The organism is Vibrio sp. NH-UV-68 (assembly GCF_042940635.1).
Taxonomy (GTDB): domain Bacteria; phylum Pseudomonadota; class Gammaproteobacteria; order Enterobacterales; family Vibrionaceae; genus Vibrio; species Vibrio pacinii.
Genome location: NZ_CP134975.1, coordinates 757771 through 772530, shown reverse-complemented (window position 1 = coordinate 772530; position 14760 = coordinate 757771). Strand labels below are relative to the sequence as shown.

Sequence of the window (14760 nt, the reverse complement as noted above, 5' to 3'; positions counted from 1 at the left end):
TGGAGACATATTTTGCAAAAACGCTATTGACGTGCAACATTATAAAAACACAACCTCCCTGCAGTATGAAACAAGTTTGAAACCAAATTGCAAAACATATCGTACGCTGGTAGATAACCACGATTCATTGCGCTAAATTATTCACTCAAGTGGTAGCCGTGTTGAGCCGAAAGCAGGGTTAAAATAGAAATCGATTGCCTATTACCGTTTCTCTGCGGCCAACTGACGTTAATTTGCACTTGTTGCAGGCCATTGCTGTCCCAACCTGGCACCGACGATAAGTGCCAGCGAATTTGATAGGGTGCATACAGATCCAACTCTGCCCCTGACTGCAATAACGCAAAATCCGCAACCTCACTGGCGGAATATTCGCTGACCGCTCCGCGTGTCCCAAACCACTCCAGTTGTTGTTCTGCTAAGTTAAGCGCTACAACACTGTTAACCGCAAAATCAGCTCTTTGCTCGATACTGACTTGCAGCTTGGTTAGCCCAAGAGACGCAAGACTGATCATCGCCAGCGCAACCAACACCTCGATCAAACTGAATCCTTGCCGACTACTCAACATACCAACCTCCACGTACCCAACGAAATCGCGTTTGACCGCTGTTTTCTGCATGACTCGCAAGAAAGTGAAAACGGCGACGAATTTGATGCAGACCAAATGTGGCAGTAATAACAAATTGTCCGGCAGGCAGAGCTTCAACTGCCAAACTATCAATAGTCACAATTGCCGCACAGCGATCCAGTTGTGAGGCGTGATTAAGTACAACAGCAAGGTTGGATTGATGCGCAACCACATTCGCGGCAGCACACTCAATTCCACCTTCAAGACGCCAGTGAATTTGCCGCACTTTCACCTCATTTTGCGCTCGTTTGATTTGATACATGACCGTTTTCATCGAAGCCAAGTTCATCATCAATGCGGCCGCTAGCAACACTGATGTCATTAACAAGGTGATCGCGCCGCACTGATCTTGATAGTGCTGCATTAGAAATTTCTCAGCAGCGTGGTTAACTCAAGTTGATGAGCAATGGTCGGGTCGGTCATCAAGCGACCAGAGAGGCGAATCGTTATACTTTGATTCTCAGCCCCTTCGCCAACTATCGCAGTATCCGTAACGCTAAATTCAGTCACCGATATTTGCTCAGGGTTAAATAAGTTAAAACAGGGACCATTCCAACCTGATAGCGAGGCATGATAAAACGACACCGAGCCAGTCAATTGCTTTTCGCACAACAGTAAACCGTGGCCAACCGCTGCGTCTAAAGAGGGCTGATGTTTCACCACCACAGTGCGAAATGCGTCTTGCCCCGTTGCAGCAATACGATAAACGTAGCCAAGCGCACTGGGCGATGATTCAAGGTGAACGACTTGCGAACTGGAGGTAAGAGAAACCGGCGACGCGGCTGTGGGGTCATAACCCGCGCGTTGCAGATCTTGTTTGATTTGCAAGGCAGCGCTGGCAAGGTTTTGGATTAAAAGTAACTGTTTTGAACGTTGGGTAGCTAGCTTTTGACCACTAATGAATATCGCCCCGACAATACTCAGCGCCATCACACCGAGTAGAGTCGCCGCGAGCAGTTCCATCAAACTCACGCCGCGTTGAGCGCACTTTAACGGCATGGCGAATATCCGTAATATGACCCATCAATGCCGCACAACATCACTCGATTACCGCCAAAAGAGCTGCTCAGTTTCAGCTTGGCTTGTGGTTTGTGATGGCTATAAAAGGTGATGCTCCCGGCTTTAATTCGTCCACGATCAGCCGCGAATTTAATTTTGTCTGCGGAGTAGGTCCAACTCATGGCGATGCTAGTAAACCACTCCCCTTGTAATACCAATAAGGTCTTGCCACTATTTGCCGCACTCGCATCCGTCAGAGTCAATTGCCAAACCGCCGCACTCGGATAACTAAAGTGCGCCCATAAATCCTGATTACGCCAAATCGCCTCAGATCGAGCATGAACCATGAAGCCACTAAGCTCATCAGCTAAACGGCGCATTTGTCCATTGTGGCTAAGCCCGCTCACTTGAGGCGCGGCGCTAACCAGTAAAACACTGAGTATGGCGATCACAACAACCAGTTCAAAGAGTGTAAAGCCGCGAAACATTTCTCAAATTCCCATGTAATACGTTATGACGATGGTTTTTCATCTTGTTGAGATGCTAACAGCTCTCAACAATAGGCGAACAATCATCCATAAAAGCTGGGAAACAATGAAAACGAATCACTGCAAACAGAGCACAACAAGAGTAATTGGCATGACATTGATCGAGTTAGTGATCGTTGTGGCTATCATCAGTCTACTGGCGGCCATCGCCTACCCTAACTATCAACGCTACCTACTGCGCGGCCAGCGCACCGCGGCTTTAGCAGACTTGGCGTTAATTCAGCTCGAAGTAGAACGAAATTATCAAACCAGTTATCTCCAAGCTAGTGAGGGCGTCATAACCCAAGGCCACTGCAATGGGTGTCAAAGTTCACCTCGGCAATACACATTGTCACTCTCGGCAACTGAAGACGACTACACCATCTCGGCCACCCCAATCGGCAACCAACGTAACGATCGCTGCGCCGAACTCAGTTATCAACAACTGTCGCTCGATCACGCAGGCAATCAACAACCGGCGAAATGTTGGAAATAGCCGATACAAAAAAGCCTGCACGAGGCAGGCTTTTGGGTTTTATATGCGTTGATACTTAGTTAGCTAGTAAGGTCATCAAAGAACTTTTTTACGCCATTGAAGAAGCCTTCCGCTTTTGGCTTATGCTTAGTTGCCGCATCGCCACCACATGACTCTTCAAATTCTTTCAGCAGCTCTTTTTGACGTGAGCTTAAGTTCACTGGTGTTTCTACCACTAACTTAACAATCAGATCGCCAACACCGCCACCGCGAACCCCTTTAACACCTTTACCACGCATACGGAACATACGGCCCGTTTGTGTTTCAGTCGGCACTTTTAGGTTCACGCGACCATCTAGCGTTGGGACTTCGACTTCACCGCCTAATGCGGCCATAGCGAAGCTCACTGGCACTTCACAGTACAAGTTGTTGCCATCACGTTCAAAGATATTGTGTTCTTTGACGTGAACTTGCACATACAAGTCACCTGCTGGTGCGCCCATTTCGCCAGCTTCACCTTCGCCTGAAAGACGAATGCGATCACCAGTGTCAACGCCTGCTGGGATCTTAACGTTTAGCGTCTTACTCTTTTGCGAACGGCCTTGACCATGACACACATTACATGGGTCTTTAATGATCTTGCCTTTACCATGACAGGTAGGACAGGTCTGTTGAACCGCAAAGAAACCTTGACGCATTTGTACTTGGCCGTGGCCATGACAGGTTCCACAGGTTTCTGGCGATGAGCCTTTCTTCGCACCACTACCTTCACAGCTGTCGCAATGAACTAATGTTGGTACTTCGATCTCTTTAGAAACACCACGTACCGCTTCTTCAAGCGTGAGTTCCATGTTGTAACGTAGATCGGCACCACGTTGGGCACGATGTCCGCCGCCGCCGCGACGACCACCACCAAAGATGTCACCGAATACGTCGCCAAAGATGTCGCCAAAGTCGGCCTGACCGCCACCAAAGCCGCCGCCACCGCCCATACCACCTTGTTCAAAGGCTGCATGGCCGTACTGATCATAAGCGGCTTTCTTTTGCGGATCGAGTAAGACTTCGTACGCTTCTTTTACTTCTTTAAACTTATCTGACGAGGTGTCATCACCCTGATTGCGATCAGGGTGAAATTTCATCGCTAAGCGCTTGTACGCTTTCTTAATATCGCGCTCTGATGCATCGCGGCTTACGCCTAATACTTCGTAAAAATCACGTTTCGACATTTTCTTCGTCACCAATGTAGTACTGCAAGCAATGTGTCTTCCCATGCTTACTGTTAGCAGGGGCATCACTTGATGGTTGTATCATTCTAGATAAAGACTCGAGAGTTAACGTTCAAGAACCGTTATCTAGAATGACAACTAAGTTACAAACATACGGGCGTATGAGTTTCCTCAAACGCCCGCATTAAAGTTAAGTGCAGTTAGAATCAAGAATTATTTCTTGTCTTCCTTCACTTCTTCGAACTCAGCATCAACAACATCGTCGTCTTGCTTAGGCTGTTCGCCCGCTTCCGCACCTTGTTGAGCTTGAGCTTGCTGCTGAGCGATTTCCATCAGCTTTTGAGCCGCTGTCATAAGTGCTTGGACTTTAGCGTCGATCGCTTCTTTGTCTTCGCCTTTACGTGCGTCTTCTAGCTCCGAGATAGCTGCTTCAATCTTCTCTTTCTCGTCAGCTGGAAGAGCGTCACCCGCTTCTTCAACTTGCTTACGAGTACCGTGAATCATTTGGTCAGCTTGGTTACGTGCAGTGGCTAACTCTTCGAACTTCTTGTCCGCTTCTTTGTTAGCTTCTGCTTCTTGTACCATTTTCTCGATGTCTTCATCGCTTAGACCGCCAGAAGCTTGGATAGTAATCTTCTGCTCTTTACCAGTCTGCTTGTCTTTCGCCGATACGTGAAGGATACCATCCGCATCTAGGTCGAAAGTTACTTCGATTTGTGGCATGCCGCGTGGTGCAGGCTGAATACCTTCTAGGTTAAATTGACCTAGAGACTTGTTGTACATTGCCTGCTTACGCTCACCCTGTAGAACATGGATAGTTACCGCGTTCTGGTTGTCTTCTGCTGTAGAGAAGACTTGGTTCGCTTTTGTTGGGATAGTGGTGTTCTTCTCAACTAGCTTAGTCATTACGCCGCCCATAGTCTCGATACCTAGAGACAGAGGAGTAACGTCTAGCAGAAGAACATCTTTCACTTCACCCGCAAGGACACCACCTTGAACCGCAGCACCCATCGCTACCGCTTCATCAGGGTTCACGTCGCGACGTGCTTCTTTACCGAAGAATTCTGCTACTTTCGCTTGAACCATAGGCATACGAGTCTGACCACCTACTAGGATTACATCATTGATGTCACCCACAGATAGGTCTGCGTCAGCTAGAGCAACTTTCAATGGCTCTAGAGAACGTTGCACTAAGTCTTCAACGAGCGATTCTAGCTTCGCACGTGTCACTTTGATGTTCATGTGCTTAGGACCCGTCGCATCAGCAGTCACGTATGGCAGATTCACATCTGTTTGCGTTGTAGAAGAAAGCTCAATTTTCGCTTTTTCTGCTGCTTCTTTCACACGCTGCATCGCAAGCGGATCAGTTTTTAGGTTGATACCTTGTTCTTTTTTGAACTCGTCAACCAAGTAGTTGATTAGACGGTTATCAAAGTCTTCACCACCTAGGTGTGTGTCACCGTTAGTTGCAAGTACTTCGAATGTTTTCTCGCCTTCAACTTCATCAATTTCGATAATTGAGATATCGAATGTACCACCACCAAGGTCGTATACCGCGATTGTGCGGTCGCCGCCTTTCTTATCAAGACCGTAAGCAAGCGCTGCTGCTGTTGGTTCGTTGATGATACGTTTAACCTCTAGACCTGCAATACGGCCAGCATCTTTAGTTGCTTGACGCTGAGCATCGTTAAAGTATGCAGGTACTGTGATAACCGCACCTGTTACTTCTTCACCAAGAAAGTCTTCAGCCGTTTTCTTCATTTTCTTAAGAACTTCAGCAGAAACCTGAGGCGCTGCCATTTTTTGGCCTTTCGCTTCTACCCAAGCGTCACCGTTATCAGCCTTAACAATTTTGTATGGCATGATTTCGATATCGCGCTGAACTTCTTCATCTTCAAAGCGACGACCGATTAGACGCTTGATTGCAAATAGCGTGTTTTCAGGGTTTGTAACTGCTTGACGTTTTGCTGGCTGACCGACTAACGTCTCACCGTCTGTGTATGCAATTACCGATGCGGTGGTGCGCTCACCCTCTGCGTTTTCAATTACGCGTGGTTTGTCGCCGTCTAATACAGCAACACATGAGTTAGTAGTACCTAAGTCAATACCAATGATTTTACCCATCAGGCTATCTCCGAATAAATGTCTATTTTCGTTTTGCTCTACCCCCTATGTGGGGGACGTAGGATCGGGTTTCAACCCTTGCTCACAAACAAAAATAATGATGTTTGCTTCTCTATGCACAATAGATAAGGGCGACAAATGGCTTTTCAAGGGACAAAGCAAAAAAAAATGTGCTTTTTTGCTGAAAAACAAAAGCGAGGCACTCGGCCTCGCTTGATAAAAACGTTGTCGCTGATTACGCGTTTGCTTGAGCGGGCTCAGCTTCAACCTTTTCAGGTTTACCGATTTCACCTTCTGATTTTGCGACAATCGTGTTGACCGCAGTATCGCCAACCACGTTTGAAGACGTACAGAACATATCATTGATACGGTCAACAGCGGCAATAATTGCTAAACCTTCTGGCGGTAAACCCAGTTGGTGAAGCAGAACCCCAACCATAACCACACCACCACCAGGAACACCACCAGCACCAATGGACAGTAGCAAGATAGTTAGACCCAAAGTGAATAGGTCCGCACTGTTGATTGGCTGACCAAATGCGTTGGCAACAAAGATAGTCGCCAGCGCAATATAGATAGACACCCCTGACATGTTCATTGTCGCGCCTAGTGGTACACCAAAACCTGCCACTGATTTAGATACGTTCAGCTTTTCAGTCAGAGTACGCATAGTCACTGGAATCGTTGCGTTCGAGCTTGCTGTTGATAGTGAGAACAAGATCTGCTCACGTGTCGCACGCAAGAAAGCTTTTGGTGACGTGCCTGTCGCAATGCCTACCGCCATTGGGTAGAAGAAGAAAATCCAGAACACTAGCATGGCAACAACAAGTGCTACATAACCGGCAACAGACATTAGCGTGTTTGCATCTAGCGTTGCACCTAGCTGGATCATCAGCGCAAAGACACCGTATGGCGCAAGGCTCATGACAAGGCCAACTAACTTCATCATGATTTCGTTCGCCATTTTGAACGTACGGATAGCAGGGCCACCACGTGAATCAAGCGCTTGAATCGCCAGACCAGTCAAAATCGCCATGAAGATAATTTGCAGCATGTCACCGTTAGCAAACGCCTGAACAGGGTTGCTTGGTACAATGTTAACCACTAATGAGAAAATATCCGGCGTTTCAGTCGTGGTTAATTTAACGGTTTCTGAAATCGTACCCGCAAGGTTTGCATCCGCGCCCGGTTGGAAAATCATCCCAACGGTCAGGGCTGCCGTAATCGCAATGATGGTATTGATAATGTAAAGAGCAAAAGTTTTACCACCAAGGCGACCAAAAGCAGTGATGTCTTTAAGGTCAACGATACCGCACACAATTGAAACATAGACCAAAGGTACAACAAGCAATTTGATCAAGGATACAAACATACCGCCGGCACCTTCAGCTGTACCTAAAAGGTAAGTGTCAAAAATTGCTACACCGCTAAATAAGTACTGGATGGCGGTACCAATCACAAGACCAGCAAACAAGCCTACAAAAATCTTGCTTGAAAGGGATTTATCCATCATTCATCTCCAGAATGTTGTGTTTATAATTTATGATTTTATAGTTTATTCCGCCATTTTTCTTAGCGGAGTTCGCACATAGTACACATTGAGTTTACAAAATAAAGACTTTGTTTACGATAATGTTACAAGTTTCAAATCAGAAATTAATTTTATTACAAACTAAAAATCAAGAATGATTCACCAAATCAGATAGTTGCAAGACCGTACGGAATCTGGTCTGACAGGATAAAAAAAGAGAGGCTAAGCCTCTCTTTTATCAATTAAACCAATTGATTCATATGCAGATTATTTGGCAACCATCACCATGGCTGGACGAATCAAACGACCGTTTAACTCATAGCCTTTCTGCATAACAAACATCACGGTGTTTGCTTCATGATCTGGGCTTTCTTGAATTGACATTGCTTGGTGCAACTCTGGATTGAATGTCTCACCCTCTGGATTGATCTCTTTAAGACCGAACTTAGACACAACATCAGCAAACGTTTTGTGCGTCAGCTCGACACCTTCAAGTAACGGTTTAATCGCTTCATTTTCGGTATCAGCTGCTTGAATGGCACGCTCTAGGTTATCGATCACTGGCAATAGCTCTTCTGCGAACTTGTTCAGTGCGAATTTGCGCGCTTTATCAATTTCTTGCTCAGAGCGGCGACGCATATTTTCTACTTCAGCTTTTGCACGTAGAACGCTGTCTTGTTGCTCTTGAACTTTTGCTTCGCTTGAAAGCAGCGCTGCTTCTAATTGAGCAATCTTCGCCTCTTTCTCATCTAGCTCAGTTTCCTCGTTCCATTCGATATCAGCATCAGTACCCACAACTTCTGCTTCTTGCTCAACTTCCTGCTGTTGTTGTAGCTCTTCTTCTTTGATCTTGTTTTCTTCGTTGCTCATGATATCTCCAGAATTCATATCAACCGACCTCAATACATCACGTTTATTATATTGAGATACACAAAAATTCGCATAAATAGTTAACTTGCCATTATTATGGGGATGAAGATTGTCGATTCAAGCCTATTTGGTGCGGAAAACCTATGAAAAAACCTTTTGAAGTGATCGCCATCATTGGAAAACCTAGAGATCAGCAAGCGATAGCGACCCATAGAGAGCTATACATCTGGCTTCAAGACCAAGGTTACAAGGTCTATATCGATGATCGTTTGAGCGAGATTTTAGATGATATTCCAAGCGATGATTTTGCCAGCTTAATTCAATTAGGCCAAATGGCCGATCTCGCCATCGTGGTCGGCGGTGATGGAAACATGCTTGGCGCGGCGCGTGTACTATCGAGATTTGATATCTCGGTCATTGGTGTCAACCGTGGCAACTTGGGCTTTTTGACCGACCTCAATCCTGAAGACTTCCACGCTACACTGTCTGCGGTTCTTGGTGGTGATTACATCGAAGAAGAGCGTTTTTTACTTGAGGCCGAAATACATCGCCACGGTCAGGTAAAAAGCCATAATGCTGCCCTCAATGAAGCAGTGCTCCACCCAGGCCAAGTCGCGCGAATGATTGAGTTTGAAGTCTACATCGATGACAGCTTTGCTTTCTCGCTGCGTGCCGATGGCTTAATTGTTTCAACGCCGACCGGCTCAACCGCTTACTCTCTCTCTGGCGGAGGCCCGATTTTATCTCCTAGCCTTAACGCAATCTCTTTGGTGCCTATGTTCCCACATACCCTGTCGAGCCGACCATTGGTTGTCGATAGTAAGCGCCACATCAAACTTATCGTTTCACCGGATAACCGTGGGGCGCAAGAAGTCAGTTGCGATGGCCAAGTTTCGCTGCCGGTCTCTCCTGGTGATGAAGTGCATATTTATCAAAGCCCTAATGGCCTCAAGCTGATTCATCCTAAGGACTACAGCTACTATCACGTCTTGCGTAATAAGTTAGGCTGGTCGAGTAAGTTATTTTAATGCCGCGTGCGCAAGACAAACCCGCAGCTTCGGATTGACGCCGCCGAACACTTTAGAACCTGATCACAAAATTTTTGGCCTGGAACTTTACTGTATAAAGAAACAGTATATACTGTTTTCTTATACAGTATTGTTCATTAAAACAGGTACAACAAAATGCTGGCTCATCTAAGTGTTAATAATTTTGCAATTGTTAAGTCTCTACAGCTAGAGCTATCCACCGGTATGACAACCATCACTGGCGAAACAGGTGCGGGTAAATCAATCGCTATCGATGCCCTTGGGCTTTGTCTAGGCGGACGCGCGGAAGCCAGCATGGTAAGACAAGGCGAAGAAAAAACCGAAGTTAGTGCGGCTTTTTCGCTTGAGAACAACCTTAACGCCACTCGATGGTTAGAAGACAATGACTTACTCGATGGTAGTGACTGCATTTTACGTCGCATAATCAGTAAAGAAGGTCGTTCACGCGCCTTTATTAACGGCAGTCCAGTTCCCCTTTCTCAATTAAAATCACTTGGACAACTGCTGATCAACATCCACGGCCAACATGCACACCATCAACTGATGAAGAGCGAGTATCAAATGGCGATGCTTGATCAGTACGCAGGCCATAGCAACTTGCTGAAAAGTACACGTAACGCCTATCAGTCGTGGCGTCAGGCCGATAACCAACTTAAGCAACTTAAAGAAAACAGTGCCGCTAACATGGCTCAGAAACAGTTGCTTGAATACCAAATCAAAGAACTTAATGAACTTTCTCTTGGCGAGGATGAATATGAAGAACTCGAACAAGAACACAAACGCCTATCCAATAGCGGTGAACTTGCCTCTACCTGTCAGCACGCCATCGAACTTATTTACGAAGGTGAAGAAGTTAATGCGCTTGGTATTTTGCAATCGGCCAATCACGCCCTAATTCAGTTAGCTGAACTTGATGATCACTTAGCCGAACTACCGAACATGGTTGCTGAAGCGATCATTCAAATTGAAGAGGTTAACAGTGAATTACGTAACTACTTAGATAATATCGACGTTGACCCAGCGCGCATGGCTTTTGTCGAAGAACGTTTTTCTAAAGTGATGTCTATCTCCAGAAAACATCATGTCATGCCAAACGAGCTCTATCCACATCAGCAAGATTTGCTCGCCCAGATTGAACAACTCGACTGCTCGGAAGAACGTATCGAAGAGCGACAACAAGAGGTTGAAGCCAAGTATCAAGCGTTCTTAACTGCATCAGAAAAACTGCACAAATCACGCTTACGTTACGCCAAAGAATTAAACAAGCTTATTACCGCTAGCATGCACGAACTGAGCATGGAAAAAGCGAAATTTAGTATTGAGGTATGTAACGAAGGCGCACACCCCTCTCCGCTCGGGATGGACAGCGTCTGCTTTGTGGTTTCTACCAACCCAGGTCAACCAATGCAGCCCATCGCTAAAGTGGCATCAGGGGGAGAGCTTTCACGTATTTCACTCGCTATTCAGGTGATTACCGCGCAGAAAGTCGAAACGCCGAGCCTAATCTTCGATGAAGTTGATGTCGGCATCAGTGGCCCGACGGCTGCGGTAGTTGGTAAAATGTTGCGTAAACTCGGACAGTCAACTCAGGTAATGTGTGTCACGCACTTGCCTCAAGTGGCTGGATGTGGTCATCAGCAGTTGTTTGTTGCTAAGCAAACTAAAGCAGGTAAAACAGAAACCCAAATGCACCGTCTTGATGATGATCAGCGCGTAACCGAGCTCGCTCGCCTGCTCGGTGGCAGCGAAATCACAGACTCAACACTAGCCAATGCCAAAGAGCTATTGATTGCCGCTTAGTCTAACTCTACGAGTCAAAGCTGTTTTTATGGGCAATTTTGGCTCTACTTTGCAACCAAATTCAAAAATCATGGTCTCAAACTACGCAAAACGCGTTCAGCTTTTTACTTTGGCCGCTAGCTTGTTTATTATCGGCTGAGTTTGATCATTATCCGTTACAAAGAATTTAAGTATGCAATTTAAAAAGTGGCTTATCGCTGTACCACTCGCAATGACAATGCTGACAGGCTGCTCTTTACTAGAAAAGCTTGTGTACCGCATTGATATAAACCAGGGCAACTATGTTGAACAAAGCGCAGTCGAACGACTCAAGTTCGGAATGACCAAAGAGCAAGTTCGTTATGTTCTGGGCTCGCCGATGCTCGTCGAAAATGGTTACCCAGACATTTGGTACTACATTTACCACCATACTGAAGGCCACAACGACTCGATTCAAAAGAACCTGATTGTTGATTTCAATGATAACGGTCAGTTAGTTAGTATTTCTGGTGACTTCACGCCAAGTAATGATTTCTTCGAAAGCATTAACTAAGCGAGTAGCGAGAAATTAAAAAGGGTTGACGTTTTGCGTCAACCCTTTCTTTTTGGACGAGATATCTCTGTTTAACAACCAAAGCGTCTTGCTTTAAGTCTCTTTCTTTGACGGTGATTTCTTACTGACAGCGTCAGCATCACTTGCCGCCTTAGCTTGCTCGGCACGCTTACGACGAATTTCTTTTGGGTCAGCCAACAACGGGCGATAAATCTCTATCCGGTCTCGATCATTTACTGTCGCATCGAGCTTAATATTACGGCTAAACACGCCTACCTTATTCTTGGTTAAGTCTATTTCAGGGTATAACTCAAGCACACCCGATTGAGCGATGATCTCTTCAACGCTCATCTCTTTATTAACCACTAGCGTAAAAACACGCTGCTCGTGAGGCAGTGCGTACACCACCTCAACATGAATCATATTCGACTCAATACTCATAAACTGGGTACACCTGCTTTGCGCGCTTAGTGAAAGCATTGACCATATTGCTGGTCAATTCGTTGAAAATTTTGCCAAACGCCATTTCTATCATCTTACTTGAAAATTCGAACTCGAGTTTTAGCTCAACTTTGCACGCCTGTTCATCAAGTGGGGTAAAAAACCAACCGCCTTTTAGCGTCTTAAAGGGGCCATCAACCAAATTCATGATGATCGCTTCACCATGAATCAGCTCATTGGCTGTGGTAAACGTTTTGCTGATCCCAGCTTTAGCCACATCAACCGAAGCCACCATCGCATTTGAGCTCGACTCAATCACACGTGAACCCGAACACCCCGGCAAGAACTCCGGATAACGGTCTACATCGTTCACTAGATTGAACATCTGCTGTGCACTAAACGACACCAATGCAGAACGGCTAACTTGCTTCATATCGACTCCTCGTAATACAGCCTGAACCTCAAGCATGAGCTAATTTTACTTTTATTTGCACCAAGCGCAAATAAAGGGATTTCATAACCTCACTCGTACCCGTATAATGCACCCATTATGGTAAAGAAAAAATCCAAACAAAAAGCGGGTAGCAATACCATCGCTGTCAATAAGAAAGCTCGCCACGAATATTTTATCGATGATGAAATTGAAGCAGGCTTAGAGCTACAAGGCTGGGAAGTCAAGTCACTTCGTGAAGGCAAAGCCAATATCGCAGAAAGCTACGTCTTTATGCGTGACGGAGAAGCCTTTGTCAGTGGCATGACTATTACTCCATTAAACCAAGCATCAACACACGTTGTGGCTAACCCAACGCGTGTTCGTAAGCTACTTTTAAGTCGTCGTGAACTCGATAACTTACTGGGCCGCGTCAACCGCGAGGGTATGACATTAGCAGCGCTATCGCTCTATTGGTCTCGCTCTTGGGTGAAGATGAAAATCGGTGTTGCCAAAGGTAAGAAGCTGCACGACAAACGTACTGATCTTAAAGAAAAAGATTGGGCTCGAGAAAAAGCACGGGTAATGAAGAGCTCGCTGCGTTAATATTGAGCACTTAAACGCATTAAGCTAGACAGGTAACACTTTTCTGGTACTATGCGTACAACACTTGGGGCTGATTTAGGATTCGACAGGAATTTTGAAGTCTGAGGTGCATGCCGTGGGGCGGTTTGCCACGTAAAAAGCCGCAAAAAAATAGTCGCAAACGACGAAAACTACGCACTAGCAGCTTAATAACCTGCTCAGAGCTCTCTCGCCCTAGCTTCCGCACGTAAGACGGGGAATAACGAGGGATCAAATCCAAACGCGCTAGCCCGGATTCTCCCGCCTGAGAGGTGAACGGCGAATTTTAATTCAGGATAGCTTTTGACTGGCGTGTCGGTTCGCAGGTCACTGGTGAAATTAAAGATCGACTAAGCATGTAGTACCAATGATGAATGGTTCTTGGACGCGGGTTCAAATCCCGCCAGCTCCACCAAACGTTTGGAAAAGGCCACCTTCGGGTGGCCTTTTTTTGTGTCTTATATATTTCAAAATCAACAACTTAGCATTTAAGGCTATTCAACTACTACCGCCCTACCAATGGTAAACGGCCAATCTCAATTTAGGCCGACTCCCTGATGTTTCTCTTGTTCAAGCATATAAAGCCTCTTTGTAGCGAGTTCAATAGGCACGCTACCCAATCAAAGAACAGGAGGTCGATTTTCAATTGTGTTACGCAACGACCCTATTTCGCTCTTGTGATTTTGCATCATAAAGGTTGGCACCTGCTTGACGATTGATTTCATCGATGAAGCTCGCCGCATGCGCATCAGCCAAGCCAATACTGACCGTCACAGAGATCGCTCTCTCTTGATAGCCTGATTAACTTAATGATAACAACGATATCAATACGTATGTGCATACGCATATTCAATAACTTAAACGCCAGGTTTCCAGTGACAGCGCGCAACATGGACTGGTATTGGCCCATCAATACTTACTTCTACGCCTTCCTTTGCTCAACCCGCCAATAAGCGACGTGAAGCAGTGTATCGACACCCAGCCTATCTCATGATCAAAAACTAACTGTCCAAAAGCACCTGCTCGGAGTGCGACAACTTCCATCACCATGTCTACGATTTTGATTTACTTGATCACGATTAGGAGTTGGATTGTGGTGTGGGATAGCAGGCTTATTTTTGGACAAAAATGTGTTTTGGAAAATCAAACATTAGCAAGTGATTAATAACTTCAGGTATGACAAATAGCTAAACCTGATAGAAAAACTGCCACCAAAAAGCAAAAGACAAGACCTGACCCTATTGGTTTGCTTTCGCCGTAGAAGCAAATGCCAACAGTGTTTATGCTCCTTACTACCATGCAGGGTTGAGTAATGAGTTGATCTCAAGAGCTAGGTATTGGGTAGCAGGGCATCAACATGATGCTGTAGAGAAAGTCATTGCTAGCGGTAAGACCACATTTGTTTGTAACCCCAAGGGTTCTGTCCGCTTAACCAGTGGAATACTTACTAATAAAGCTTATTACCTATAAGAGCAACTTCGGCATCTGAAAGTCGGTTAGGGCTTT

The 14760-nt window shown here is 45.7% G+C and carries 16 protein-coding genes, 1 other RNA gene and 1 pseudogene; 7 read left to right on the top strand and 11 right to left on the bottom strand.

Going from position 1 to position 14760, the window contains the following annotated elements:
- Positions 1-137: 137 nt before the first annotated feature.
- From ViNHUV68_RS03640 to ViNHUV68_RS03625, 4 genes are read right to left on the bottom strand one after another with little or no spacing between them, the layout of a single operon-like run.
- The gene (locus ViNHUV68_RS03640) at positions 138-566 is read right to left on the bottom strand and encodes a prepilin-type N-terminal cleavage/methylation domain-containing protein (protein WP_038177222.1); all 429 of its coding nucleotides are present in this window, start codon (positions 564-566) and stop codon (positions 138-140) included.
- Positions 556-990, bottom strand: a complete 435-nt coding sequence (locus ViNHUV68_RS03635; RefSeq protein ID WP_391089381.1) for a hypothetical protein — start codon at positions 988-990, stop codon at positions 556-558. The genes ViNHUV68_RS03640 and ViNHUV68_RS03635 overlap by 11 nt, the downstream gene beginning before the upstream one ends.
- Positions 990-1625: a pilus assembly protein PilW gene (locus ViNHUV68_RS03630; RefSeq protein ID WP_391089379.1), complete on the bottom strand. Its 636-nt coding sequence runs from the start codon at positions 1623-1625 to the stop codon at positions 990-992. Before ViNHUV68_RS03630 ends, ViNHUV68_RS03635 begins: the two co-directional genes overlap by 1 nt.
- Positions 1616-2113 carry a GspH/FimT family pseudopilin gene (locus tag ViNHUV68_RS03625; protein ID WP_391089378.1) on the bottom strand — a complete coding sequence of 166 codons (498 nt, stop codon included), beginning with the start codon at positions 2111-2113 and terminating at the stop codon, positions 1616-1618. The genes ViNHUV68_RS03630 and ViNHUV68_RS03625 overlap by 10 nt, the downstream gene beginning before the upstream one ends.
- Positions 2114-2264: 151 nt before the next feature.
- Here ViNHUV68_RS03625 and ViNHUV68_RS03620 point away from each other — a divergent pair, with 151 nt between their 5' ends.
- Positions 2265-2648 carry a type IV pilin protein gene (locus ViNHUV68_RS03620; RefSeq protein WP_391089377.1) on the top strand — a complete coding sequence of 128 codons (384 nt, stop codon included), beginning with the start codon at positions 2265-2267 and terminating at the stop codon, positions 2646-2648.
- A gap of 59 nt (positions 2649-2707) precedes the next feature.
- Here the strand turns inward: ViNHUV68_RS03620 and dnaJ are convergent, their stop codons facing one another.
- The 4 genes from dnaJ to grpE form a co-directional block, all read right to left on the bottom strand.
- On the bottom strand, positions 2708-3853 hold the full coding sequence (dnaJ, locus tag ViNHUV68_RS03615; RefSeq protein ID WP_038177228.1) for a molecular chaperone DnaJ: 1146 nt from the start codon (positions 3851-3853) through the stop codon (positions 2708-2710).
- A 213-nt stretch (positions 3854-4066) separates the two neighbouring features.
- Complete coding sequence (gene dnaK, locus ViNHUV68_RS03610) at positions 4067-5977, bottom strand: molecular chaperone DnaK (protein WP_038177229.1); 1911 nt, start codon at positions 5975-5977, stop codon at positions 4067-4069.
- A gap of 235 nt (positions 5978-6212) precedes the next feature.
- On the bottom strand, positions 6213-7487 hold the full coding sequence (locus tag ViNHUV68_RS03605) for a cation:dicarboxylate symporter family transporter (protein WP_391090260.1): 1275 nt from the start codon (positions 7485-7487) through the stop codon (positions 6213-6215).
- Positions 7488-7775: 288 nt separating this feature from the next.
- Positions 7776-8378, bottom strand: coding sequence for a nucleotide exchange factor GrpE (gene grpE, locus ViNHUV68_RS03600; RefSeq protein WP_391089375.1), 603 nt, complete (start codon positions 8376-8378; stop codon positions 7776-7778).
- A 143-nt stretch (positions 8379-8521) separates the two neighbouring features.
- On the opposite strand from grpE, the gene nadK reads away from it, so the two are divergent.
- The 3 genes from nadK (at position 8522) to bamE (ending at position 11759) form a co-directional block, all read left to right on the top strand.
- Positions 8522-9406 carry an NAD(+) kinase gene (gene nadK / locus ViNHUV68_RS03595; RefSeq protein ID WP_038177232.1) on the top strand — a complete coding sequence of 295 codons (885 nt, stop codon included), beginning with the start codon at positions 8522-8524 and terminating at the stop codon, positions 9404-9406.
- Positions 9407-9562: 156 nt separating this feature from the next.
- Complete coding sequence (gene recN / locus ViNHUV68_RS03590; RefSeq protein ID WP_391089373.1) at positions 9563-11227, top strand: DNA repair protein RecN; 1665 nt, start codon at positions 9563-9565, stop codon at positions 11225-11227.
- 172 nt (positions 11228-11399) lie between these two features.
- Positions 11400-11759: an outer membrane protein assembly factor BamE gene (gene bamE, locus ViNHUV68_RS03585; protein ID WP_038177235.1), complete on the top strand. Its 360-nt coding sequence runs from the start codon at positions 11400-11402 to the stop codon at positions 11757-11759.
- 93 nt (positions 11760-11852) lie between these two features.
- On the opposite strand, the gene ViNHUV68_RS03580 is transcribed toward bamE, so the two are convergent.
- Together ViNHUV68_RS03580 and ViNHUV68_RS03575 are read right to left on the bottom strand one after the other, a co-directional pair.
- On the bottom strand, positions 11853-12200 hold the full coding sequence (locus ViNHUV68_RS03580; protein WP_391089371.1) for an RnfH family protein: 348 nt from the start codon (positions 12198-12200) through the stop codon (positions 11853-11855).
- The gene (locus ViNHUV68_RS03575) at positions 12190-12633 is read right to left on the bottom strand and encodes an SRPBCC family protein (protein ID WP_391089369.1); all 444 of its coding nucleotides are present in this window, start codon (positions 12631-12633) and stop codon (positions 12190-12192) included. The genes ViNHUV68_RS03580 and ViNHUV68_RS03575 overlap by 11 nt, the downstream gene beginning before the upstream one ends.
- A 117-nt stretch (positions 12634-12750) precedes the next feature.
- Between ViNHUV68_RS03575 and smpB the strand changes: the two genes are divergently transcribed.
- Together smpB and ssrA are read left to right on the top strand one after the other, a co-directional pair.
- Complete coding sequence (gene smpB / locus ViNHUV68_RS03570; protein ID WP_038177239.1) at positions 12751-13236, top strand: SsrA-binding protein SmpB; 486 nt, start codon at positions 12751-12753, stop codon at positions 13234-13236.
- A gap of 66 nt (positions 13237-13302) precedes the next feature.
- Positions 13303-13669: a transfer-messenger RNA gene (gene ssrA / locus ViNHUV68_RS03565) on the top strand.
- 236 nt (positions 13670-13905) lie between these two features.
- Here the strand turns inward: ssrA and ViNHUV68_RS03560 are convergent.
- Complete coding sequence (locus ViNHUV68_RS03560) at positions 13906-14028, bottom strand: hypothetical protein (protein WP_391089367.1); 123 nt, start codon at positions 14026-14028, stop codon at positions 13906-13908.
- Between the two features lie 474 nt (positions 14029-14502).
- On the opposite strand from ViNHUV68_RS03560, the pseudogene ViNHUV68_RS03555 reads away from it, so the two are divergent.
- A pseudogene (locus tag ViNHUV68_RS03555) lies at positions 14503-14724 on the top strand (serine/threonine protein phosphatase); the annotation flags it as partial.
- Between the last annotated feature and the right edge of the window lie 36 nt (positions 14725-14760).

Bases quoted from the DNA above. Each gene is read 5' to 3' on its own strand.
- ViNHUV68_RS03640 (WP_038177222.1), bottom strand. From the start codon at position 566: ATGTTGAGTAGTCGGCAAGGATTCAGTTTGATCGAGGTGTTGGTTGCG.
- ViNHUV68_RS03635 (WP_391089381.1), bottom strand. From the start codon at position 990: ATGCAGCACTATCAAGATCAGTGCGGCGCGATCACCTTGTTAATGACA.
- ViNHUV68_RS03630 (WP_391089379.1), bottom strand. From the start codon at position 1,625: ATGCCGTTAAAGTGCGCTCAACGCGGCGTGAGTTTGATGGAACTGCTC.
- ViNHUV68_RS03625 (WP_391089378.1), bottom strand. From the start codon at position 2,113: ATGTTTCGCGGCTTTACACTCTTTGAACTGGTTGTTGTGATCGCCATA.
- ViNHUV68_RS03620 (WP_391089377.1), top strand. From the start codon at position 2,265: ATGACATTGATCGAGTTAGTGATCGTTGTGGCTATCATCAGTCTACTG.
- dnaJ (WP_038177228.1), bottom strand. From the start codon at position 3,853: ATGTCGAAACGTGATTTTTACGAAGTATTAGGCGTAAGCCGCGATGCA.
- dnaK (WP_038177229.1), bottom strand. From the start codon at position 5,977: ATGGGTAAAATCATTGGTATTGACTTAGGTACTACTAACTCATGTGTT.
- ViNHUV68_RS03605 (WP_391090260.1), bottom strand. From the start codon at position 7,487: ATGGATAAATCCCTTTCAAGCAAGATTTTTGTAGGCTTGTTTGCTGGT.
- grpE (WP_391089375.1), bottom strand. From the start codon at position 8,378: ATGAGCAACGAAGAAAACAAGATCAAAGAAGAAGAGCTACAACAACAG.
- nadK (WP_038177232.1), top strand. From the start codon at position 8,522: ATGAAAAAACCTTTTGAAGTGATCGCCATCATTGGAAAACCTAGAGAT.
- recN (WP_391089373.1), top strand. From the start codon at position 9,563: ATGCTGGCTCATCTAAGTGTTAATAATTTTGCAATTGTTAAGTCTCTA.
- bamE (WP_038177235.1), top strand. From the start codon at position 11,400: ATGCAATTTAAAAAGTGGCTTATCGCTGTACCACTCGCAATGACAATG.
- ViNHUV68_RS03580 (WP_391089371.1), bottom strand. From the start codon at position 12,200: ATGAGTATTGAGTCGAATATGATTCATGTTGAGGTGGTGTACGCACTG.
- ViNHUV68_RS03575 (WP_391089369.1), bottom strand. From the start codon at position 12,633: ATGAAGCAAGTTAGCCGTTCTGCATTGGTGTCGTTTAGTGCACAGCAG.
- smpB (WP_038177239.1), top strand. From the start codon at position 12,751: ATGGTAAAGAAAAAATCCAAACAAAAAGCGGGTAGCAATACCATCGCT.